This window comes from Kribbella sp. ALI-6-A (assembly GCF_001984195.1).
GTDB lineage: Bacteria > Actinomycetota > Actinomycetes > Propionibacteriales > Kribbellaceae > Kribbella.
The window spans coordinates 169081-189892 of the sequence record NZ_MTQN01000010.1 but is presented as its reverse complement, the minus strand read 5'-3'; the positions used below and the strand labels follow the sequence as shown (position 1 = coordinate 189892).

21 protein-coding genes are annotated in these 20812 nt (G+C 69.6%); 11 read left to right on the top strand and 10 right to left on the bottom strand.

From position 1 onward, the window contains the following. Together pdxH and BWI15_RS15200 are read right to left on the bottom strand one after the other, a co-directional pair. A complete protein-coding gene (gene pdxH / locus BWI15_RS15205) occupies window positions 1-624 on the bottom strand; it encodes a pyridoxamine 5'-phosphate oxidase (RefSeq protein WP_143465719.1) in 624 nt (207 codons plus the stop codon). Between the two features lie 25 nt (window positions 625-649). Beyond that, window positions 650-1243, bottom strand: a complete 594-nt coding sequence (locus tag BWI15_RS15200; RefSeq protein WP_143465615.1) for a hypothetical protein — start codon at window positions 1241-1243, stop codon at window positions 650-652. Window positions 1244-1345: 102 nt separating this feature from the next. Between BWI15_RS15200 and BWI15_RS15195 the strand changes: the two genes are divergently transcribed. Continuing rightward, complete coding sequence (locus BWI15_RS15195) at window positions 1346-2458, top strand: citrate synthase 2 (RefSeq protein ID WP_077015070.1); 1113 nt, start codon at window positions 1346-1348, stop codon at window positions 2456-2458. Window positions 2459-2468: 10 nt separating this feature from the next. Here BWI15_RS15195 and BWI15_RS15190 read toward each other — a convergent pair whose 3' ends face one another. Continuing rightward, on the bottom strand, window positions 2469-3179 hold the full coding sequence (locus BWI15_RS15190) for a helix-turn-helix domain-containing protein (RefSeq protein WP_237771293.1): 711 nt from the start codon (window positions 3177-3179) through the stop codon (window positions 2469-2471). 163 nt (window positions 3180-3342) lie between these two features. Between BWI15_RS15190 and BWI15_RS15185 the strand changes: the two genes are divergently transcribed. After that, on the top strand, window positions 3343-4176 hold the full coding sequence (locus BWI15_RS15185) for a phytanoyl-CoA dioxygenase family protein (protein ID WP_077015068.1): 834 nt from the start codon (window positions 3343-3345) through the stop codon (window positions 4174-4176). A gap of 1 nt (window position 4177) precedes the next feature. Here the strand turns inward: BWI15_RS15185 and BWI15_RS15180 are convergent, their stop codons facing one another. Further along, window positions 4178-4648, bottom strand: coding sequence for a YkvA family protein (locus BWI15_RS15180; protein ID WP_077015067.1), 471 nt, complete (start codon window positions 4646-4648; stop codon window positions 4178-4180). Window positions 4649-4840: 192 nt separating this feature from the next. On the opposite strand from BWI15_RS15180, the gene serC reads away from it, so the two are divergent. The 3 genes from serC to BWI15_RS15165 all read left to right on the top strand — a co-directional run bounded on the left by serC (window position 4841) and on the right by BWI15_RS15165 (window position 7177). Continuing rightward, window positions 4841-5965, top strand: coding sequence for a phosphoserine transaminase (gene serC, locus BWI15_RS15175; RefSeq protein ID WP_077015066.1), 1125 nt, complete (start codon window positions 4841-4843; stop codon window positions 5963-5965). A 203-nt stretch (window positions 5966-6168) separates the two neighbouring features. Next, window positions 6169-6672, top strand: a complete 504-nt coding sequence (locus tag BWI15_RS15170) for a YybH family protein (RefSeq protein WP_077015065.1) — start codon at window positions 6169-6171, stop codon at window positions 6670-6672. A 124-nt stretch (window positions 6673-6796) separates the two neighbouring features. Then, window positions 6797-7177 carry a tautomerase family protein gene (locus tag BWI15_RS15165; protein ID WP_077015064.1) on the top strand — a complete coding sequence of 127 codons (381 nt, stop codon included), beginning with the start codon at window positions 6797-6799 and terminating at the stop codon, window positions 7175-7177. A 173-nt stretch (window positions 7178-7350) separates the two neighbouring features. Here the strand turns inward: BWI15_RS15165 and BWI15_RS15160 are convergent, their stop codons facing one another. From BWI15_RS15160 to BWI15_RS15150, 3 genes are all read right to left on the bottom strand, one after another. Further along, the gene (locus BWI15_RS15160; RefSeq protein WP_077015063.1) at window positions 7351-8475 is read right to left on the bottom strand and encodes a hypothetical protein; all 1125 of its coding nucleotides are present in this window, start codon (window positions 8473-8475) and stop codon (window positions 7351-7353) included. After that, the gene (locus BWI15_RS15155; protein WP_330359532.1) at window positions 8472-9737 is read right to left on the bottom strand and encodes a class I SAM-dependent methyltransferase; all 1266 of its coding nucleotides are present in this window, start codon (window positions 9735-9737) and stop codon (window positions 8472-8474) included. The genes BWI15_RS15160 and BWI15_RS15155 overlap by 4 nt, the downstream gene beginning before the upstream one ends. Before the next feature lie 151 nt (window positions 9738-9888). Beyond that, entirely contained in the window at window positions 9889-10254 is a 366-nt protein-coding gene (locus BWI15_RS15150; RefSeq protein ID WP_077015062.1) for a hypothetical protein, read from the bottom strand. Window positions 10255-10441: 187 nt separating this feature from the next. Between BWI15_RS15150 and BWI15_RS15145 the strand changes: the two genes are divergently transcribed. After that, on the top strand, window positions 10442-11008 hold the full coding sequence (locus BWI15_RS15145) for an ArsR/SmtB family transcription factor (protein ID WP_077015061.1): 567 nt from the start codon (window positions 10442-10444) through the stop codon (window positions 11006-11008). Further along, window positions 11005-12324, top strand: a complete 1320-nt coding sequence (locus tag BWI15_RS15140) for an MFS transporter (protein WP_077015060.1) — start codon at window positions 11005-11007, stop codon at window positions 12322-12324. Before BWI15_RS15145 ends, BWI15_RS15140 begins: the two co-directional genes overlap by 4 nt. Here BWI15_RS15140 and BWI15_RS15135 read toward each other — a convergent pair. Together BWI15_RS15135 and BWI15_RS15130 are read right to left on the bottom strand one after the other, a co-directional pair. Continuing rightward, entirely contained in the window at window positions 12245-13357 is a 1113-nt protein-coding gene (locus tag BWI15_RS15135; RefSeq protein ID WP_077015059.1) for a hypothetical protein, read from the bottom strand. The two genes, BWI15_RS15140 and BWI15_RS15135, sit on opposite strands and share 80 nt — an antisense overlap. A 110-nt stretch (window positions 13358-13467) precedes the next feature. Further along, complete coding sequence (locus tag BWI15_RS15130) at window positions 13468-15243, bottom strand: acyltransferase (protein ID WP_077015058.1); 1776 nt, start codon at window positions 15241-15243, stop codon at window positions 13468-13470. 97 nt (window positions 15244-15340) lie between these two features. On the opposite strand from BWI15_RS15130, the gene BWI15_RS15125 reads away from it, so the two are divergent. The 4 genes from BWI15_RS15125 to BWI15_RS15110 all read left to right on the top strand — a co-directional run bounded on the left by BWI15_RS15125 (window position 15341) and on the right by BWI15_RS15110 (window position 19857). Continuing rightward, window positions 15341-16426: a LacI family DNA-binding transcriptional regulator gene (locus tag BWI15_RS15125; protein ID WP_083750783.1), complete on the top strand. Its 1086-nt coding sequence runs from the start codon at window positions 15341-15343 to the stop codon at window positions 16424-16426. Between the two features lie 245 nt (window positions 16427-16671). After that, entirely contained in the window at window positions 16672-17958 is a 1287-nt protein-coding gene (locus tag BWI15_RS15120; protein ID WP_237771369.1) for an ABC transporter substrate-binding protein, read from the top strand. Window positions 17959-18041: 83 nt separating this feature from the next. Then, a complete protein-coding gene (locus BWI15_RS15115) occupies window positions 18042-19025 on the top strand; it encodes a carbohydrate ABC transporter permease (protein ID WP_077015056.1) in 984 nt (327 codons plus the stop codon). Further along, on the top strand, window positions 19018-19857 hold the full coding sequence (locus tag BWI15_RS15110; RefSeq protein ID WP_077015055.1) for a carbohydrate ABC transporter permease: 840 nt from the start codon (window positions 19018-19020) through the stop codon (window positions 19855-19857). The genes BWI15_RS15115 and BWI15_RS15110 overlap by 8 nt, the downstream gene beginning before the upstream one ends. 69 nt (window positions 19858-19926) lie before the next feature. On the opposite strand, the gene BWI15_RS15105 is transcribed toward BWI15_RS15110, so the two are convergent. Further along, on the bottom strand, window positions 19927-20790 hold the full coding sequence (locus BWI15_RS15105; RefSeq protein WP_077015054.1) for a hypothetical protein: 864 nt from the start codon (window positions 20788-20790) through the stop codon (window positions 19927-19929). Between the last annotated feature and the right edge of the window lie 22 nt (window positions 20791-20812).

Below are 20812 nucleotides of genomic sequence, written 5' to 3'. Positions count from 1 at the left end.
TCAGGGCTGGAGCCGGACCAGCTTCCAGCCGTGCTCGTTGCGCCGATAGGCCAGTCGGTCGTGCAGGCGGCCGACTCGGCCCTGCCAGAACTCGAAGGCGGTCGGCTCGATCCGGTAGCCGCCCCAAAAGTACGGCGTGGCGATCTCGGTACCTTCCGGCCACTGCCGATCGTACGACGCGTACTGCAGGTCCAACTCCTCGCGGGACTCGATCGGCTGCGACTGCTGGGAGGCCCAGGCGCCGAGCTGCGAGCCGCGGGGGCGGCCGGCGAAGTACGCGTCGACTTCCTCGGAGGGCAGCTTGGTCGCGGTGCCCTCGACGCGGACCTGGCGTTCCATCGCGTGCCACGGGAAGACCAGCGCGCAGGCCGGATTGGCCGCGAGGTCGTCGGCCTTGCGGGACTGCTGGTTGGTGTAGAAGACGAAGCCCCGCTCGTCGAGCCCCTTCAGCAGCACGGTCCGGGCGGACGGGCGGCCGTCGGCGTTGACGGTGGCGATCACCATCGCGTTGGGCTCGGTCAGCCCGGCTTCGGTCGCCTGCGCGAGCCAGAGCCCGAACTGCTTGATCGGGTCGGCGTCCACCTGCGACTCGAGCAGCTCACCGAGCCCGTAGGTCTGCCGCATCTCTGCTAGTTCCACACTGCTGAGACTAGTGCGGGCGGTCCTGCGGGCCGGGACGCCCCGGCGGCTGCGGCGGGCCCGGCCAGATCTGGCCGGGCTGCTGGGGGTAGTGCGCCGGCTGCTGGGAGTGCTGGCTCGGCTGATGCGGGTACAACCCCGGCTGCGCCCGGCTGTCGAGGTAGTACGGGGGCATCGACCGCCGCGACTCGGCAACCATTCGCCGTGCGCCCGCCACCAGCAGCAGAACACCGACGACCACCAAGGCGCCGTCCATCAGCAGGATGAGCCCACGGGTGTTCTGCCCCGGCAGCTCGAACAGCTTGACCGCGTCGATCGTCGTCCTGATCGGCAGCACCTGCAGCGCCACGCCGACGACCGTCATCAGCAGGCCCACGCCGGTCATCACGCCCGAACCGATGGAGCTGACCGACATCAGCAAACCCAGCACCAGCCCGATCGCGATCAGCGCCACCAAGTAGGGCAGTGTCGCGGACTGATCGGTGTCGAACCGCTGGAGCCGCCGGGTGTAGAGCTGCGTCCCGGCGTACGCGGTGAGCGCCACCGCCAGCCAGCCCACCACGACACCGACGACGAGACCGGCCAATGCCTTCGGGTTCCCCATTGCCCGAGCGTAGAGGCCGAACGTGTCACAGGTCTGTCCGCTGGGCGAGGCGGCGAACTATGCTGCCGGAGCGCCTAACGAGGACAAGGGAGTCACAGGCTGATGTCAGATCCGAAAACCGAAGTTCAGCACGGTCTCGAGGGAGTCGTCGCGTTCGACACTCAGATCGCCGAGCCGGACAAGGAGGGGTCGGCCCTGCGCTACCGCGGCGTCGACATCGAGGATCTGGTCGGCCGGGTGCCGTTCGAGAACGTCTGGGGCCTGCTGGTCGACGGCGCGTTCACGCCGGGCCTGCCGCCGGCCGAGCCGTTCCCGCTGCCGGTGCACACCGGCGACGTCCGGGTCGACGTCCAGTCCGCGCTGGCGATGCTCGCCCCGGCCTGGGGACTGCGGCCGCTGTACGACATCGACGACGTCCAGACCCGCGACGACCTGTCCCGCGCCGCGGTGATGGCGCTGTCGTACGTCGCGCAGGCCGCCCGCGGTATCGGTCAGCCGATGGTCCCGCAGCGCGAGGTGGACAAGGCGACGACGATCACCGAGCGGTTCATGATCCGCTGGCGCGGCGAGCCCGACCCCAAGCACGTCAAGGCCGTCGACGCGTACTGGACCTCCGCGGCCGAGCACGGCATGAACGCCTCGACCTTCACCGCCCGGGTGATCGCGTCCACCGGCGCCGACGTCGCCGCGGCGCTGTCCGGTGCGGTCGGCGCGATGTCCGGCCCGCTGCACGGCGGTGCGCCGGCCCGGGTACTGACGATGATCGAGGGCGTCGAGAAGAGCGGCGACGCCCGGTCGTACGTGAAGGGGCTGCTGGACGCCGGCGAGCGGCTGATGGGCTTCGGCCACCGGGTCTACCGGGCCGAGGACCCGCGCGCCCGCGTGCTGCGCCGGACCGCGCGTGAGCTGGACGCTCCGCGCTACGAGGTCGCCGAGGCGCTCGAGCAGGCCGCGCTCACCGAGCTGCGCGAACGCCGCCCGGACCGGGTGCTGGAGACCAACGTGGAGTTCTGGGCCGCGATCGTGCTCGACTTCGCCGAGGTGCCGCCGCACATGTTCACCTCGATGTTCACCTGCGCCCGGACGGCGGGCTGGAGCGCTCACGTGCTGGAGCAGAAGCGCACCGGCCGGCTGATCCGTCCGTCCGCGGTCTACTCCGGACCGGCGACCCGCCCGGCCACCTCGATCGAGGGCTGGAACGACGCCTGGGCCTGAGGCCTGCTCGTCACCGCACCGGCCGGTCGTCGCTCGGCGACCGGCCGGTGCGTTGTTTGTACTGCCGGCTGAAATACGGCACGTCGGTGTAGCCGAGCGCGGCCGCGGTTTGAGTCACGGTCATGCCGGACTCCGTGAGCAGCTGATGCGCCCGGTCGATCCGCGCCTGGATCACGTACTGCGCCGGCGTACTGCCGTGCCGCGCCACGAACCGGCGGGTGAACTGCGCCCGGGACAGGGCCGCGTCCCGGGCCAGCCCGCCGACCGACCAGTCCCGGCCCGGGTCCTGCCGAATCGCCTGCGCCACCTCGTCGATCACCTGGTCGCCCGCTGTCCTGCCCTTGTCGTGCGCGGCTTCCCACACCGTGGCGAGTAGTTGCTCCAGGCAAAGTTCTGTTTGCCTGTCCCCCAGTGCGTCCTGCCGCCGGTACGCCGCGTCCGCCGCCTTCGCGAGCGCTCCCAGCAACACCCGGTCCTGCACTTCGCCCCAGCGCGACCCGGGGACGACGTCCGCCGTACGCCAGGCCCTGCGGACCGGCTCGAAGTGCATGCCGAAGACCAGCAGCCGCCGCTTCGGGTCGTGGCCCGCGGTCGGTGCGTCGCCGGGTGCGAAGACCGCGCACGTCCCTGGCGTCAACTCCTTGACCTGACCGTTGAGCTCCAGCCGGCCGATTCCGTCCAGCACGCACCACAGCAGGTGGTCCGCGAGCGGTCGCGACACCCACGTCCAGCTCGGCTCGCACCGCCAGAACGTGGGCGGGGACAACAGGCGGACCCTGCCGGTCAATCCGATGGGGTGCGTCAAAAGTTCAACCCCTTGCGTCGATCGTCCGTCGCCGGTCGTCTTGTCGACTTACAGACTAGAGGCACCGAAGGGAGTTGGGATGAGCGTTTCGTTCAAGGACGAGTTCGAGCGCGACGGCTACACGCTGGTGCGCGGACTGTTCAGCACCTCCGAAGCCGAGCGGCTGCGCGAGCACTACATGGTGCTGCGCAAGCGCGACCGGTACGCCGAGGACCTGGTCGGCGTGCAGGCCGGCAGCCGGGACCCGCTGAAGCGGTACCCGCGGATGGCTCAGATGCATCGCTGGGACGAGGTGTCGCTGCGCTGGCTGATCGACGCGCGGCTCGACGAGGTGATGACCACGATCCTCGGACGGTCGCCGTACGCCGTCCAGACGATGCTCTATTTCAAGCCCGCCGGATCCCGCGGACAGGCGCTGCACCAGGACAACTTCTACCTGAAGGCCGAGCCGGGCACGTGCATCGCGGCCTGGATGGCGCTCGATCCGGTCGACCAGGCGAACGGGTGTCTGGAGGTCGTCCCGGGCAGTCACCGGTGGCCGATCCTGTGCACGGAGAAGGCGGACACGAAGGTCAGCTTCACCGACATCACTGTGCCGCTGCCGAGGCCGGACGCCGCCGTACCGGTGGAGATGGAGCCTGGGGACGTGCTGTTCTTCCACGGCGCCCTGGTGCACGGGAGCGCGCCGAACGTGACCACCGATCGCTTCCGGCGGGCGCTGATCGGCCACTACATCCAGGGCGAGGCCGAGCAGGTCGCGGAGTACTACCACCCAGCGCTGCGGATGGACGGTACGCCGCTGGAGCTGGGCGTCGCCGAGGGTGGCGGCGCGTGCGGCGAATGGGTCGAGACGGCGGACGGGCCGGTCGCCGTACTGACGGGGACGCACTCGGTCACCCGCAAGCACGAGTAGGTCAGGGCCGGATCGGCCTCTGCTGGTCGCGCTCGTGGCGCAGGTAGAGGCCGGCCGCCGTCGACACACTGGTGAACAGCCAGGCCGCGACCCCGGCGTCGTCGGCGATCCCGATGATCGGCAGCAGCTCGGGCAGTACGTCGATCGGCGAGACCAGGTAGAGCACCGCGAAGCCCCACAGCGCCATCCGGCTCGTCGGGAGCCCCGGGTAGTCTCCGCGGCGCGCTGCCCGGATCAGCCGGGGCAACGCGCGGGCCCGCTCGAAGACGTCACCGACCGGCTCCGGTTCGCCCCGCTCCCGACGCCGGCGACGGACCGCCGCCTTGCGCCACATCCCGAGCCCGGCCACCGCCGCACCCACGAGCAGCAGCCCCACGCCGAACCCGACCGCCGGAATCCCGACCACGTCGGCGTCCCGGACCAGCAACGTCACCAGCCCGAGCAAACCCAGCAGCCCACCGAAGAACACCATCCAGCAACTCTAGGTCCGGCGGCTCGCAGCCACGGTGTTCTTCCGTGTCTTCGCGCCGGTGTCCGCGATGTCTTCGCCGACGGTGTCCGCGATCCGGGGTGGGTGGAGGGGCGTGTCGCGGGTGTGGAACACTGGAGAGTGCTGACAGCGTCGTCGGCGAGGAACCAGCCAGACGACGAAGGGACACCGCTGGTGACCAGCGACATTGTCATCCCCGCAGAGCTCAAGCCCGCCGACGGCCGGTTCGGCGCCGGGCCGTCGAAGGTCCGTCCGGAAGCCGTCGCCGCGCTCGCGACCGAAGGCGCCAAGCTGCTCGGCACCTCGCACCGCCAGGCCCCGGTGAAGAACCTGGTCAAGCGCGTCCAGGACGGCGTCGCCGACCTGTTCCAGCTGCCCGACGGGTACCAGGTCGTGCTCGGCAACGGCGGTTCGACCGCGTTCTGGGACATCGCGACCTTCGCGCTGATCCGGGAGAAGAGCCAGCACCTGAGCTTCGGTGAGTTCTCCTCGAAGTTCGCCAAGGCCTCCCAGCAGGCGCCGCACCTGGGTGAGCCGTCGGTGATCAAGGTCGACCCGGGCACCCGGCCGGTCGCGGTCGCCGAAGCCGGCGTGGACCTGTACGCCTGGCCGCACAACGAGACCTCCACCGGCGTGATGGCGCCGGTCAAGCGGGTCGAGGGCGCCGACGAGGGCGCGCTGGTCGCGATCGACGCCACCTCCGGCGCCGGCGGCCTCCCGGTCGACCTGAACGAGGTCGACGCCTACTACTTCGCGCCGCAGAAGTGCTTCGCCTCCGACGGTGGTCTGTGGATCGCGATCCTGTCCCCGGCCGCGCTGGCCCGAGTCGAGGAGATCACCGCGAGCGGCCGCTGGATCCCGGCGTTCCTGGACCTGGCCACCGCGATCGACAACTCCAGCAAGAACCAGACGTACAACACGCCGTCGCTGGCCACGCTGTTCCTGATGGCCGAGCAGACCGACTGGATCAACAGCCAGGGCGGCCTGGAGTGGAGCGTCGCCCGCACCACCGACTCCAGCAACCGGCTCTACACCTGGGCCGAGAAGTCCGACTACGCGACGCCGTACGTCGAGGACCCGGACGCCCGCTCGCTGGTGATCGGCACCATCGACCTCGACGACTCCATCGACGCCGCCGCGGTCGCCAAGACCCTGCGCGCCAACGGCATCGTCGACACCGAGCCCTACCGCAAGCTCGGCCGCAACCAGCTCCGGGTCGCGATGTTCCCGGCCGTCGACCCCGACGACGTCGAGAAGCTGACCCAGGCCATCGACTTCACCGTCGACGCCCTGCGCTGACTCCTCCCGAAGCCCCCGCCTCTTCTGGGCGGGGGCTTCGTGCTGTCCGGTCGCGCCGTCGGCCTTGGCGGACAAGTCGAGCAGGCCGACGGATGTGCGCCGAGGGCGACTAGTTCGGGAAGAATTCGCCGCTTCTGGACGTACGACAGTTGGAGGCCCCTGTGAACACTCCAACTTCGAACACTCCGACCGAGGAGAACCAGATGCCCGACCTGCTGATCGACACCTTCGGCCCTGACGCCCGCGTCCGCTTCGACGAGACCACCGACGCCGGGCGAACCGGCGCCCTCGCCGCGCTGGAGACGTTCTACGCCGCCCTCAACCAGCGCGACCTCGACACCCTGGTCCGCGTCTGGCCCGCCGATCCACTCGCGCAGCTCAACAACCCGGTCGGCGGCATCCTGCGCGGCACCGAAGCGATCGCCGACCTCTACGACAAGGTCTTCCACGGCCGCGTTCGGCTGACCGTTACCTTCGGCGACATCGTCGAGTACCTCGGCGCCGACCACGCTGTCTTCGCCGGCCGCGAGACCGCCGAGTACGCCGTCGACGACGGTCCCGCGGTACCGATCACCTTCCGCACCACGCGGTACCTGCGCTACCACGAGGGCCGCTGGCTGCAGTTCCACCACCACGGCAGCGTCGACGACCCCGAAGCTCTCGCCGCGTACCAGGCCGCGGTCCGCGGCGAACCCACGACGGCCTGAAACAACGCGGACGAGAGCGACTCCGAGGCCGACCCGGCGATCGGTGTGCTGTCCTCGCGATCGCGTCGCCGGCAGCACGTTGATAATCACGTCGCCGAACCGCTGTACCTACTAGTATGTCGGCATGCCTCTGGTCCGCATCGACGCTCTCCGGGCTGATCCCGATCGTCTCGCCGCGCTGGGTCGGGCGGTGCACGACGCTCTGGTCGAGACGATCGACATCCCGCCCGACGACCTGTTCCAAGTGCTGACCAGCCACGACGGCACCACCAGCACGCTGCGGTACGGGAACTTCCTCGGCATCGAACGGGACGACGACATCGTCTTCGTCGCCGTCACCCTGCGCGCCGGACGATCGGCCGAGGTGAAGCAGGCGATGTACCGGCGGATCGCGGAACTGATCCACGAGTACGCCGGTACAGACCCACGCAACGTCCTGATCACCGCCACGGAGAACAGCGACCCCGACTGGTCGTTCGGCCACGGCGAGGCGCAGTACCTCTGAACCCGACTGGGGATTGCGGACGACGCAACTCCACGTGGCCCCGCGTCGAAGGGCACCTGCCGGTTGGTTCGGGAGAGCAGCCGGCGGGCGTCGGGTGGACCTGGTCGATCGGGACGCTCACCCGCACGGACGGAACCCTGCCCGCTGGCCGCGCTGGCAGGTCGGGTGCGTGCTCAGGCCGCGCGGCGGCGGCCGTGGGGGTCTGGTGGGGGCTGGCCGGTGAGGCGGGCGTTTTCGGCCATGCGGTCGAGGCGTTCGCGGCGGCCGGGCGGGAAGGTGAGGAAGGTGATCAGGATGGCGAACAGGGCGGCGCCGACGATGATCCAGCGGAGGTTGTGGTTCTTCTTGGTCTCGCCGGAGTCCGAGGCGGCGGCGGGGGCCGGGGTTGCTTTGGGGCTGGTGGGGGCGGCGGCCGGTTTGCGGCTGGGGACGGCGATGTCGTAGACGGCGGAGGTCTTGCTGCCGATGAGTACCGAGTCGCCGGAGTCGCTGAGGCCGACCGCGTCGCCCTGGGCGCTCGGGGTGGCGGTCCGGGCGATCACGTTGGGCTCGTCGCCCCACTCCATGGTGGCGAGGTCGGTGAGGCTGCGCAGGACGACCTGGCTGCCGTCGGGCAGGAAGACGCCGTCGGTCACCCCGGCGGGGCCGTCGGCGATCTTGGTCAGCTCGTTGGTGCCTTCCCGCGAGGCCTGCTCGGGGGCGGCGTAGATGCCGGACTTGCCCGAGGCGACCTTGGTGACGAAGAACAGCCGGCCGGTGCCGGGATCGATCAGCATCGTCTCGGCGTCGTGCGCGCCGTCGGGATACTCGAAGTCGTAGCGGCGGGGCCGCACCGCCGACTCGTCCTCGAGCGCGGACGGCTCGGGGATCGTGTAGACCTCGATCATGTCGCGGTTCTTCTTGTTGTCGCCGATGTCGGCGACGTAGATCGTGCCGTTGCGGTCGACCGAAATCGCCTCGACGTCCTTCACCGTCGCCTTCAGCCCGAGCTCCACCCGGACCTTGCCGGTGGCGTCGATGCCGTGCACCACGGCGTTCTCGCCGGCGTCGTTCACCGTCCACCAGATGCCTTCGTACTTCTGGCTCCTGGCCAGACCGGAGGAGTCGTCCACCCGGTCGTCGCGGATCGTGAACCGCCTCTTTGGGGCCGGCGGCGGATCTGCCGCGCGCTCGGCGCCGACCAGCCCGGCAGCGCCGGTGGTGGCGGAGGTCGGTATGGCACCCGCGGGAAGGGCGGCGCCGGTGAGGCTGAGCAGCGATGCCGCCGTCACGGTCAGGACTGTGCGCAGCAAGCTCACGACACCGCCTCGCGGTCGAGTTCCTGAACCAGCGTCGCCAGGCGCGGGGTGACCTGCCACGCGCCGACGAGTTCCTCGTACTCCGCCCGGACCTCGGGTCCCGCGGTCGCTCCGGTCCGGGCGGCGCGGAGCAACAGGTTGCGTGGCGTGTGCTCACTGTCCACGAACTGCACGACCTCCACCCGGTAGCCGACCTGGCGCAACACCGCCGCACGCAACGAGTCCGTCAACATGTCGGCGAGCCGCTCCCGAACGATGCCATATCTCGTCAGCGCGCCGTACGGCGCCGGTGGTTCGACGCTCTTCAGCTGCTTCTGGATGTCGTGGTGGCAGCAAGGTGCCGCGAGCACCAGCGGCGCCTCCCACCCGACCGCACGAGCCAGCGCGTCGTCGGTCGCGGTGTCACAGGCGTGCAGCGCGAGTACGACGTCCGGCCGCACGTCCAGCTGCGCGTCGGCAATGGTCGCGTCGACGAACCGCAGGTGATCCTGCCACCCCAGAGCGGCCACCCGCTTGGTGTTCCGCGCACGAGCTGCCGGGTTGTGATCGATGCCGGTCATCCGCACGTCGTGGCCGGTCGCCGTCAGCAGGTGGTACGCCGCGAGCGTCAGGTAGGCATTGCCGCAGCCCAGGTCGACCACCTGCAACGGCCGTCCGGTCGCGATCCGGCCTGCCGCGATCGCCTCGTCGAGCGCCGGCGCGAGCAGCTTGCAGAACTCCTCGATCTGCTTGTACTTCGACTGCCGCGACGGCTTCACCCGGCCGTGGTGGTCGCTGATCCCGAGCTCGACCAGGAACGGCGCGGCCGGGTCCAGCACCCGCTGCTTGGTCCGGTCGTGGTCGGTCCACTGCTCGCGCGTCTCCTGCTCGCGGTGCAGCAGCAGCTTGCCCTTCTTGGTGTACCGCAGCCGGAGCGTCTCACCGGTCGTCTCGACATGCCAGTTCCCGTACGGCGCGCGCAGCAGCTCGTCGACGACCTCTTCTGCCTCGGCACTGTCGGCCGGGGCGTTCCGGGTGTGCGACTGCCGCTCGTCGAACTCCGCGATCTGCAGGTGCCGCCCGGCCTTGAGGTCGACGTACCGGATCTCCACCCGGTGGTACGTCGGCGCTTCGGCACCCCGGCGACGGCCCGATCCGATCGCGCGAACCAGACTCTGCGAGGAGAGCAGGGCAGCGCGGACCGCCCCGAGTGGACCCGACTCGTCGTCGGTCCCCTCCGGGTTCATGTCCGGCCTCGATTCCGGCTCCAGCTCCGCTTGCATCGCGCCATTGTCGCCGACCACCTCCTTGCATCACAAAAGGGTCTCGTCCGGAGTGTCTGCGGGCCCTTCGCCGGGTCGCTCCCGACAGGCGGTCACGGGCTGCTGTCAGCACCGGGCAGCTGCGTGACCGACGGACCCGTCGAAGGGCCGGTCAGGTAATCTTCTCGTCCTCGCCGAGCAGGCCCAAGGCTCTGAGCCGGGTGGCGATCCCGCCGGGCTGGCGGCCCAGCGCGGTGACGAGCTCGTCGAGGGTGGCCTTCTCGTGCCACATCTTGGTGAGCAGGTCCTCCTGCTCCTGGGTCCAGACGCGGAACGCGTTGGGGTGGGCCTTGCGGGCCTCCTCGATCCGGCGGGTCATCGAACGCGAGGCGATCAGCTCCAGCGAGCGGATCCGGGCTTGGCGATGGCGGCCGACCTCCTCGCCGTCGCGCCAGAAGACGACCACCCCGTCGTCGAACGTCATCAGATCGGCCGGGACGTCGCAGTAGTCGGCGTCCTCGAGCATCACCCGCAGCATGGTCCAGCCTCCAGTTCCGGGGAGCCGCCGGCCTCGGTCGGACCGTCTCGGGTTTCCCCTGTCACGGACAAGGTGCCGGGATCGCGGCCCCGCGCGGAGCCGAGTTCCAAAGCTGTGGACAACCGACTGCAAACAGTTTTTGCAAAACCCCTTTGCAAACCGATTGTGCAGTCCTAGGGTGACTCGCATGACCGGAGACGAGATCGTTCACCTGGACGGACGGATCCTGCGCGCCCTCGCGCACCCGATGCGCAACCGGATCGTCGGCCTGCTGCGGATCCACGGCCCGCAGACCGCCACGACCCTGGCCGGCCGGCTCGGCGTCAACACCGGCGCCACGAGCTACCACCTGCGCCAACTGGCCGAGGTCGGTCTGGTGGAGGAGGACGAGAGCCGCGGCAACGCCCGCGACCGCTGGTGGAAGGCCTCCCACCAGGGCACCGAGTTCGACGCCGCCGCGCTGCTGCAGACCGAGCCCGAGCTCACCCTCGGCTTCCTGCACGGCATCGGCCAGACCTACGCCGAGAACATGTTCCGCGCGATCGACGGCTGGCAGACGCTCGACCCGGAGTGGCGGGAGGCGACCCTGCTGTCCGACTGGGCCTTCCACCTGACCCCGGAGCAGCTGACCGCGCTGACCAGCGAAGTGATGGCCGTGTTCGACAAGTACAAGACCGACCTGACCCAGCCGGCGCCTGAGGGCACCCAGAAGGTCACCGTCCAGATCCAGGCCTTCACCTGGGAGCACGAATGAGCCCCGCACCGCCCTCCAGTACGCCGTACCGGGCGCCGCTGGTGGCCTTCCTCGTCGCGAACGTGGTGTCGATCTGCGGGACCCGGCTGAGCACGATCGCCATTCCCTGGTTCGTGCTGACGACGACCGGCTCGCCGGTCAAGACCGGTCTGGTCGCGCTGGCCGAGATGCTGCCGCTGGTGGTGTGCAAGGCGGTCGGCGGTCCGCTGATCGACCGGGTCGGGCCGAAGCGGATCAGTGTGCTCGCCGACACCGCCAGCATGTTCGTGGTTGCGCTGGTCCCGCTGCTGCACACCTTGCACCTGCTGAGCTTTCCCTTGCTGCTCGCGGTTGTCGCGGTCGCGGGCGCACTCCGCGGACCCGGTGATGCGGCGAAGGGCACGCTCGTCCCCGACATCGCCACGGCGGCCAAGGTCCCGCTGGAACGAGTCACCGGCCTGGAGAGCACCACCGAACGCCTGGCCGGCCTGATCGCCTTCGGTGTCGCCGGTGCGCTCATCGCACTGGTCGGTGCGGTCAACGCCCTGTGGATCGATGCGGCGTCGTTCGGTCTCTGCGCACTCCTGATCCGCCGCTGGATTCCCTCCGCCCACCAGCGGACCAAGGGCGAGCAGGACGACGAAGGCAGCTACCGGCAGCGGCTGCACGAGGGCTGGCGGTTCCTCCGCGGCGACCGGCTGCTCCTGCCGCTGGTGATCATGATCGCGGTCACCAACCTGTTCGACATGGCGTACGCCGCGGTGATGCTGCCGGTCTGGATCAGGGACCACGGGTACGGCCCAACCGAGATCAGCCTGATCCTGGGCGCCTTCAGCGTGACGGCCACCCTGTTCGCCGCACTCGCCTCGGCGATCGGCGACAAGCTCCCCCGCAAACTGGTGTTCACCGTCGCCTTTCTGATCTGCGGAGCACCGCGGTTCCTGGTCATGGCGTTCGACTCACCCCTGTGGGCAGTGACCGCGGTGGCGGCAGTCGCCGGCGTCGGCGCCGGCTTCATCAACCCGGTCCTCGGCGCACTGTTCATCGAGCGCATCCCGCGCCCGCTCCTGGGCCGGGTGAACTCGCTCGGCGACGCCCTGGCCTGGACCGGCGTACCGCTGGGTGGTGTGGTGGCCGGCGCGATGATCGCAGCGATCGGTCTGGCGCCCGCACTGGTGACAGCCGGTGCCATCTACTTCGTCGCCACCATGTCCCCGCTGGTCTTCGGGCACGGCGAGAACTGGGGCGGCCGGCAGCCTAGACGGGGTCGTTCGGGTCCTCCGGGAACCGGGGACCGTCCGGAAGAGGCGGCAACAGCTTCGTCGCCGCCGCAGTGACACTGGGCTCGGCCTCGCGCCGCAGCCGGTCCCGCTCCGCCCCGAGCAGACCGAGCAGCACCAGGTCGAGCAACATCCCACCGACCGCGGCGAACTGCGTCCCGGCGAACTGGAACACCTGAGTCACCAGCAGCGACACCAGTACGGCGAGCTCGAACAGCCGCACCGCACGAGCCCGGTCACCGACCCGCAGCCGCAGCCAGCCGCGCACCGTGAAGGTGGCCGACAGCACGCTTCCCGCGACAACCCCCAGCACGGGAAAGTCGGTCAGCAACTGCCCCCTGTCGAAACGGATCCCGGCCGCGATCGCCGGAGCCAGCAACGCCTGCAGAGCCAGTACGCCGACCGCAACGCGAGGCGCGAGCGGATGCGTCGACAGCCGATCGAAGCCTCGCTTCAGCGCCCGCCAGGCCGCGTCGACCGGCGCGGCCAGCTCCACCTCGTCCGGCTCGACCGCGGCGAGCAGGGCCCGGGTCTCCCGGCGACCAGCAACCTGCGGCGAAACCTCGCGCAGTTGCTCCGACGCCTGAGCCAACCGGCGTCGGGACAGCCCACCGGCGACTCCCTCGACGGCATGGTCGACCACATTGGCCAACTGCTCGCGCGGGTCGATCGGCCGCCGGGTGGTGACGAACCGGCTGCCCAGCACGATCAGCACGAACACGACGTACACGATCGCGGCGGTGGGTTGGTAGAAGTAGTTGTTGTCGGAGGTGACGAACTTGCCGACCTCGTCGATGAACAGGCCGAACCCGACCCCGCCGATCAGCGCCGCCGCGGGCCGGACCACCGGACCGACGTACGCGAGCAGCAGGACGATGGCCACCAGCATCAGCAGCCCACCGGGCAGGACGTGCGCGATGTGCAGGCCCTTGCCACCGATCTGCGGGTAGCCGCTGAGCCCGAGGATCAGCCGGGTGATCAGCACGGTCGCCACCCCGGACACCACGAACGTCGTCAGGTGCTCGCCGCTGCGGACGTTACGGACCAGCCCCACCCGCAGCAGGTACGGCGACCGCGTCGGGGTGCTCATGGCGCGCCAGAGTAGCGCGTCAGCCGACGAGGGCGGCGATCACCACGATGGCGACAAGAGCCAGCAGTACGACAGAGGTGACGAGCCGTCGGGTCCGGGGGTCCACCGGCTCAGGCTAGTAGATGGCCTCCGGGCGGCGTGACGAGCGGGTCGGGCCGGTGTACGCCGCGGGGCTTGTAGCCGAGGGACTCCGCAGTACCGAGGTAGTCGGCGAGCAGCCAGACGACGGACAGCCACATCTCAGTGCCCTGCAGGCCCGGGATCGACCGGTCGTCGCTGCCGTCCGGAGCGAAGGCGAAGCCCTGGCCGTCCACCCACCGGTTCAGGAGGCCGTCCAGGACGTCCGCGGCCCAGCGCTCGCCTTCGGCGCGCCCGTACGACGTCTGCTTGCCGGCCAGCCAGAGCGGGTGGATGACGTCGAGTACGTTGCAGGCGTTGTAGCCGTCGCCGGTGAAGACCGCGCGGTCCTGGGCATGGGTGAGCACGGTCTTGATCGCCTGCTCCGGGTACGGCAGCGGCAGGCCGAACTGGGCGTAGGTGCCGCGGGTCAGCCGGTAGAACCCGTTGACGACCTGGAGCCAGCCGTCGTCGGGGTGATGCCTGCCCCAGGCACCGGTCTTCGGGTCGGCCCGGGCGGTCAGCCAGCCGAAGGTGGTGAAGAAGGTGTCGCCCGGATCTTCGTTGTGATCAAGGATGTTCCGGGCCATCGCGGTGCCCAGGGCATCGAGTCCGCTGCCGGCGCTCCAGGAGTTCCTTGCCCACGGCAATGCATCGAGCTTCGCGGGCAGGTCCGGCGGCAGGGCGATGGGGTGTTCGAAGCTGCTGCCGAGGACCTGGAGGGCGTAGCCGACGCAGAGGATGTGGTAGCTGGCCGGACCCTGCAGCACCGACAGGCCGGTGAAGTCGGGTTTGTCGTCCGCCGCCAGATCGCCGGGAGCGACCAGGCCGGTCGCCGGATCCTGGCGGGAGCGGAGCCGGCGGACGAGGTCGTCGGCAGTGTGGCCGTCGGGGGTACGGCGGACGAGCAGGTCGGAGATCTCGATCGCGTCGCACCACGGGCGGATCGCGGGTTCGGCGGCGATGCCGGGGCGGTCGACGAAGCGTTCACCGTCGAAACACCGGTTGAGCAGGTCGCCGACCTGGTCGCGGGCCCGAGCGGCGAAGGCCGCCAGGCGTTCCGAGAGATCAAGACTCGCGGAGATCGGGGCAGTGGCGGGCGCCACACTCGTGGCGGGCGCGGGACCGGTGACGGGCGCGGGAGCGGTGACGGGCGCGGGAGCGGTGACGGGCGTGGGCCCGGCGGCAGGCGTGGGGCCGGCGGCAGGCGCGGAGTTCGCAGCCCGGCGGTCGCGGAGGACCCGCGCCGGGTTCCCCGCGGCCACCGACCACGCGGGCACATCCTTGGTGACCACCGCACCGGCACCGATGATGCTGTGCGGGCCGATCGTGACGCCGTCCAGGACGATCGCGTTCGAGCCGATCCAGACGTCGTCGCCGACGGTGATGCCGCGGGCGGTGTGCGGCTGGCGGAAGATCGGCTGGTCGGTCCGGTCCGAGCCATGGTTGAAGGCCAGCAGCGAGGTGTGCGCGCCGATCCGGACCCCGTCGCCGATGCTGACCTTGCCGCGGACCACGGCGTACGGGTTGACCGTGGAGTCCGAGCCGATGCTGATCTCGCCGGTCACGTAGCTGTGCGCGGCCAGGTAGGACCGCTCCCCCATGCGGAGTTCGTCACAGAAGACCGCTGCCGACGAGGCGACGTACACGTCGTCGGCGAGCTCGACCTCGCCACCCAGCGCCTGGTGCCGTTCGGCCTGCTCAGCACGCTGCTCGGCGGTGGCACGACGGGCGTACTCCCAGGGCAGGAAATCCAGACGATCGACCATGGGATAACGCTATCCGCAACTCGGGACCGGCGCTGTACGACGGCCGGTCGCTGAGACGCGCTGCTACTCTCCGGGACATGCGGGGCGGGAGACACAGATGACCGAGACCGGGTCCTTGGGCGGCGAGCAGACCGCGGACGAGACCCCGGCCGGCGGTGCCGTGCGCCCGGGCCGCCGGGTCACGATCACCGATCTTGCCCGCCGCCTGGACATCTCGAAGGCCTCAGTCTCCTACGCGCTGAACGGCCGGTCCGGCGTCAGCGAGGAGACCCGCCGGCGCGTGCTCGAGCTCGCCGAGGAGCTCGGCTTCCACCCGAACTCGGCCGCCGTCGCGCTGTCCGCGAGCCGGACCCGGACGATCGGCATCGTGATCGCACGCGACCCCGCGCTGATCTCCACCGAAGCGTTCTACATGCGCACGCTGGTCGGCATCGAGCAGTACCTGAACGAGGTCGACTCCTCCCTGCTGCTGCGGCTCACCGGCGAGCACGGCGAGGACCTGGACGTCCTGCGGCGCTGGAGCCGGCAGGGCCGGGTGGACGGGTTCATCCTGTTCGACGAGCACCAGCAGGACCCGCGCATCGCGCTGCTGAAGGAGCTCGGCGTTCCCAGCGTCGTGGTCAGTTCCAACGCGCCGACGGACGGCGTCGGCCGGCTGATCAGCTCGCCGGACGAGACCGTGACTCTGCTGCTGGACCACCTGGTCGCGCTGGGCCATCGGGACATCGCCCACGTCAGCGGCCCGTTCCACTTCGTGCACGAGCAGCTGCGGGTCCAGCTGTTCCAGGAGCACGCCGTACGCCGTGGCGTCCGCGTCCGGCACTACGAGGGCAGCTACCGGTACGAGGACGGCGCGGACATCACCCGCCAGATACTCACCGACAGCGACCGGCCGACCGCACTGGTCCTCGGCAACGACCTGATGGCCGTCGCGGCGCTCCGGGTCGCCACCGAGCTCGGCACCGTCGTACCGGACGAGCTGTCGATCGTGGCGTGGGACGACTCGCCGCTGTGCGAGCTTGCCCGGCCGGGCATCACCGCGGTCGACCAGCAGACGATGGAACGCGGCCGGGCCGCGGCCGACCTGCTCTTCCGGATCGCGGCCGGTGGCTCCGAGCTGCATGTGCAGGCACCGGCCGGGGTACTGCGGCCGCGGGAGTCCAGCGCCCGAGCCCCGCACTAGTTCGAAACCGCAACACCGCCGCAACCGCGGTGTGCGCACTCGTGCGCGAAGCTGCCAATTACCCGCACACGGTTCCGCTCAGGTCACATAGCAGTAACGAAGCAGGCTTGACTGAACCGGTTCGGGTTTACGAACTTAACCGGTTAGGCCACTATGGGCCGGACCAGCCTCTGCTTCCCTGCCGGAGGCTCGATGGGACGAGGGAGTCCGACGTGAGACTGCGTTCGCTTGTAGCCGCAGTAGCGGTGTCCGCCTTGGGAATCAGCTTGGCCGCCTGTGGTGGCAGCGACTCCGGTGATTCCTCCGGCGGTGGTGGCGGTGGAGACGCCACGCTGACCTACTGGGCCAGCAACCAGGGCACCAGCCTGGACAACGACAAGCAGGTCCTGACCCCGGTACTGGAGAAGTTCACCCAGGAGACCGGCGTGAAGGTCAACCTGGAGGTGATCGGCTGGAACGACCTGCAGACCCGGATCCAGACCGCGATCACCTCCGGCCAGGCGCCCGACGTCGTCAACATCGGCAACACGTGGGCCGCCTCGCTGCAGGCGACCGACGCGTTCCTGCCGTTCGACGGCGACGCGATGACCGCGATCGGAGGCAAGGACAAGTTCGTGCCGACGGCTCTGGCGACCGGCGGCAAGGAAGGCACCGACCCGACCTCGGTCCCGCTCTACGGTCTGGCCTACGGCCTGTACTACAACAAGGCGATGTTCCAGCAGGCCGGCCTGCAGCCGCCGAAGACCTGGGAAGAGATGGTCGCCGCGGCCAAGAAGCTGACCAACCCGGCCAAGAACCAGTGGGGCATGGCGCTGGCGGCCGGCAGCTACACCGAGAACGTGCACTTCGCGTTCATCAACGCCGCGCAGAACAAGTCCGAGTGGTTCAACGCCGAGGGCAAGCCGACCTTCACCAGTGACGGCAACGTGCAGGGTGTGCTGCGGTACCTCGACCTGATGCAGAAGGACAAGGTCGCCAACCCGTCGAACGCGCAGTACGACAACGGCACCAAGGCGGTGAACGACTTCGCGACCAAGAAGGTCGCGATGGTGATCAACCAGAACAACGCCAACTCCTCGATCGTTGCCAACGGCATGAAGCCCGGCGAGTACGGCGTCGTGCCGTTCCCGGCGCCGGCCGGCGGCGAGCAGGTGGCCAGCCACGTGGCCGGCATCAACCTGTCGATCTTCAAGACCACCAAGAACAAGGACGCGGCGCTGAAGTTCGTCAAGTACATGACCGACGCGCCGACCCAGACCACGCTGGGCAAGCCGTTCGCGTCGCTGCCGGTGCTGAAGGACGCCAAGCCGGCCTTCACCTCCGACGCGGCCGAGGCGGCGACCTTCTCCGACATCTACAACACCAAGTCCAAGCCGCTGCCGCTGGTGCCGGCCGAGGACCAGTACGAGAGCACCGTCGGCAAGGCGATGAACTCGATGTTCGCCAAGATCGCGACCGGTGGCACGGTCACCGCCGACGAGGTCAAGGCGGCCCTGAAGACCGCCGAGGACCAGGTCGCGGCGAGTAGCTGACCCGCGAACGGTGGCCCGGGCAACGTTGCCCGGGCCACCTTTCGTCGCCGTCGACCCCGCGATCCACAGACAGGAGGCGCCGGATGTCCGTCGCCACACACGAAACGCCCGTCACCGCGGGCGCGACCCCACGCCCGAAGAAGAAGCGTGGACCGGACCGCCGGCCCGGGCTGAGCCGGAGCCTGCCGTACCTGCTGCTCGCCCCCGCGGTCCTGCTCGAACTGCTGATCCACATCATCCCGATGCTGGTCGGCATCTGGATGAGTTTCGTCAAGCTGACCAAGTTCTTCATCGCCAACTGGTCGGCGGCCCCCTGGGCCGGGTTCGACAACTACAAGGTGGCTGTCGACATCAACAACGCCGTCGGTGAGGGCCTGCTCAAGTCGTTCGGCGTCACCATCATCTTCTCCGCGGTCACACTGGCCCTGTCCTGGGCGCTGGGCATGGCCGCGGCGGTCGCGTTGCAGCCGGCGTTCAAGGGCCGCAGCATCGTCCGGACCCTGTTCCTGGTCCCGTACGCGCTGCCCGCGTACGCCGGCATCCTGACCTGGAATTTCATGCTCCAGCGCGACACCGGCGCGGTGAACCACGTCCTGGTCGACAACCTCGGGCTGACCTCGGACCGGCCGTTCTGGCTGATCGGCGGCAACGCCTTGATCTCGCTGATCACGGTCGCGGTCTGGAAGCTGTGGACGTTCGCGTTCCTGACCCTGATGGCCGGACTGCAGAGCATCCCGAACGACGTCTACGAGGCCGCCTCGGTGGACGGCGCGGGCTTGGTCCGGCAGTGGCGCCACATCACGCTGCCGTCGCTGCGACCGGTCAACCTGGTGCTGGTCCTGGTGCTGTTCCTGTGGACGTTCAGCGACTTCAACACCCCGTACGTGCTGTTCGGTACGGCGCAGCCGCCCGCGGGTGACCTGATCACCTTCCACATCTACAACGCGTCGTTCCTGACCTGGAACTTCGGCTCCGGTGCCGCGATGTCGGTACTGCTGCTGATCTTCCTGATGATCGTCACCGGCGCCTACCTGCTCGTCACCGGAAGGAGGTCGCGTCGTGCGTGACACCAAGGGATTCAAGATCTACCGGGCGGTCGTGCTGGCCGTGCTCGGCCTGTTCGTACTGGTCCCGCTGTACGTGATGGTGACGTCGTCGATGAAGCCGCTGAGCGACGTCCAGGGCGCCTTCACCTGGTGGCCGTCGAACCTCACCCTCGACCCGTTCGTGGACATGTGGCGCACGGTGCCGCTGGCCCGGTACTTCGTGAACTCCACGATCGTGTCGGTGGCCGCGACGGCGTTCTCGGTCGCGATCGCGATCCTGGCCGCGTTCGCGGTGTCGCGGTTCCGTTTCCGCGGCCGGACGGTGTTCAGCACCACCGTGCTGTCGACGCAGATGTTCCCCGGCGTGCTGTTCCTGCTGCCGCTGTTCCTGATCTTCGTGAACATCAACAACTCCACCGGGGTCCAGCTGGTCGGCACCCGGCTCGGGCTGATCATCACCTACCTGACCTTCAGCCTGCCGTTCTCGATCTGGATGCTGGCCGGGTACTTCGACAGCATCCCGCGCGAGCTCGACGAGGCCGCGCTGGTCGACGGCTGCGGCCCGATGGGCGCGCTGTGGCGCGTCGTCCTGCCCGCCGCCCGGCCGGGGGTGATCGCGGTCGCCATCTACTCCTTCATGACCGCGTGGGGTGAGGTGCTGTTCGCGTCGGTGATGACGACCGAGGCCAACCGGACGTTGTCGGTCGGTCTGCGCCAGTACTCGACGCAGACCAACGTCTACTGGAACCAGATCATGGCCGCGGCCCTCGTGGTCAGCATCCCGGTCGTGATCGGCTTCCTGCTGGCCCAGCGCCACTTCGTCGCCGGCGTCACCGCGGGTGCCGTGAAGTAGCAGTACCCCGTACGACGAAGCGCCTGGTCCCGGATCTCCCCGGGGCCGGGCGCTTCGACGTAGAAGAGCTCAGTAGTCGGACGGGCCGTAGATGTTCACCGACGTCGAGAAGCTGGACGCCGACCGGCCGTTCTTGCGGATCGTCGCGCCGCTCACGCCGTGGATCGAGACCCGGTAGCCGCCGAACCTGGCGTCCTTCACCGTCGCCGGACCGCCGTCGGCCTGGCCGGCGTGCTGCGCGGTGAAGGAGGTGATCTGCTGCCGCACCGCCGCGTCCTTGATGACCAGCGGCAGGACGCCGGGCAGGCCGGCTTTCAGCGTGGCGAACGCCAGGCCTGGGCCCTGGGGGAACTCGCCGGCACCGCCCGCGCGGCCGCCGACGTCGACGCTCTCAACGAAGTTCTTCTGGGTGTAGTCGCGATCGATGCCGACCTCGAGCTTGCCCTTGGTGCACTCGATGCCGAGGACCCGGTCCTCCGTGCAGACGTACCCCTTGGACTTCAGCGTGCCGACGAGGCCGCTGACCGTGATGCCGGGAAAGCAGCCGTTGCAGACGGTCCGTGCCGGAGGGACGGCCGGCGAGCTGGGCGGCGCGTCGGGGCTCGTGCCGGTCGTGGGGCTGTCGGTGGGCAACGTCGGCGCGTCGTTCGAGGGCTGGGGCGCGGCCGGCCGGGTCGAGTCGCCGGCGCTGTCGTCGGAGCCGCCGGTGAAGCTGATGACCGCGAAGAGGCCACCGGCAACGAGGACCAAGGCGCCGACGATGCTGAGCACGATCACGCCGGCCTTGCTCGAGCGGCGCGGAGGCGGCGGGTAGCCGCCGTACTGCGGGCCGTACTGCGGCTGCCCGTACTGCTGCGGCGGCCCGTACGGCGGCTGCTGCGGCTGCTGACCGTACGGCGGCTGGCCCGGATGGCCGTTCTGCTGGTTGCTCACCGCCACAATGTAGTGACCCGGT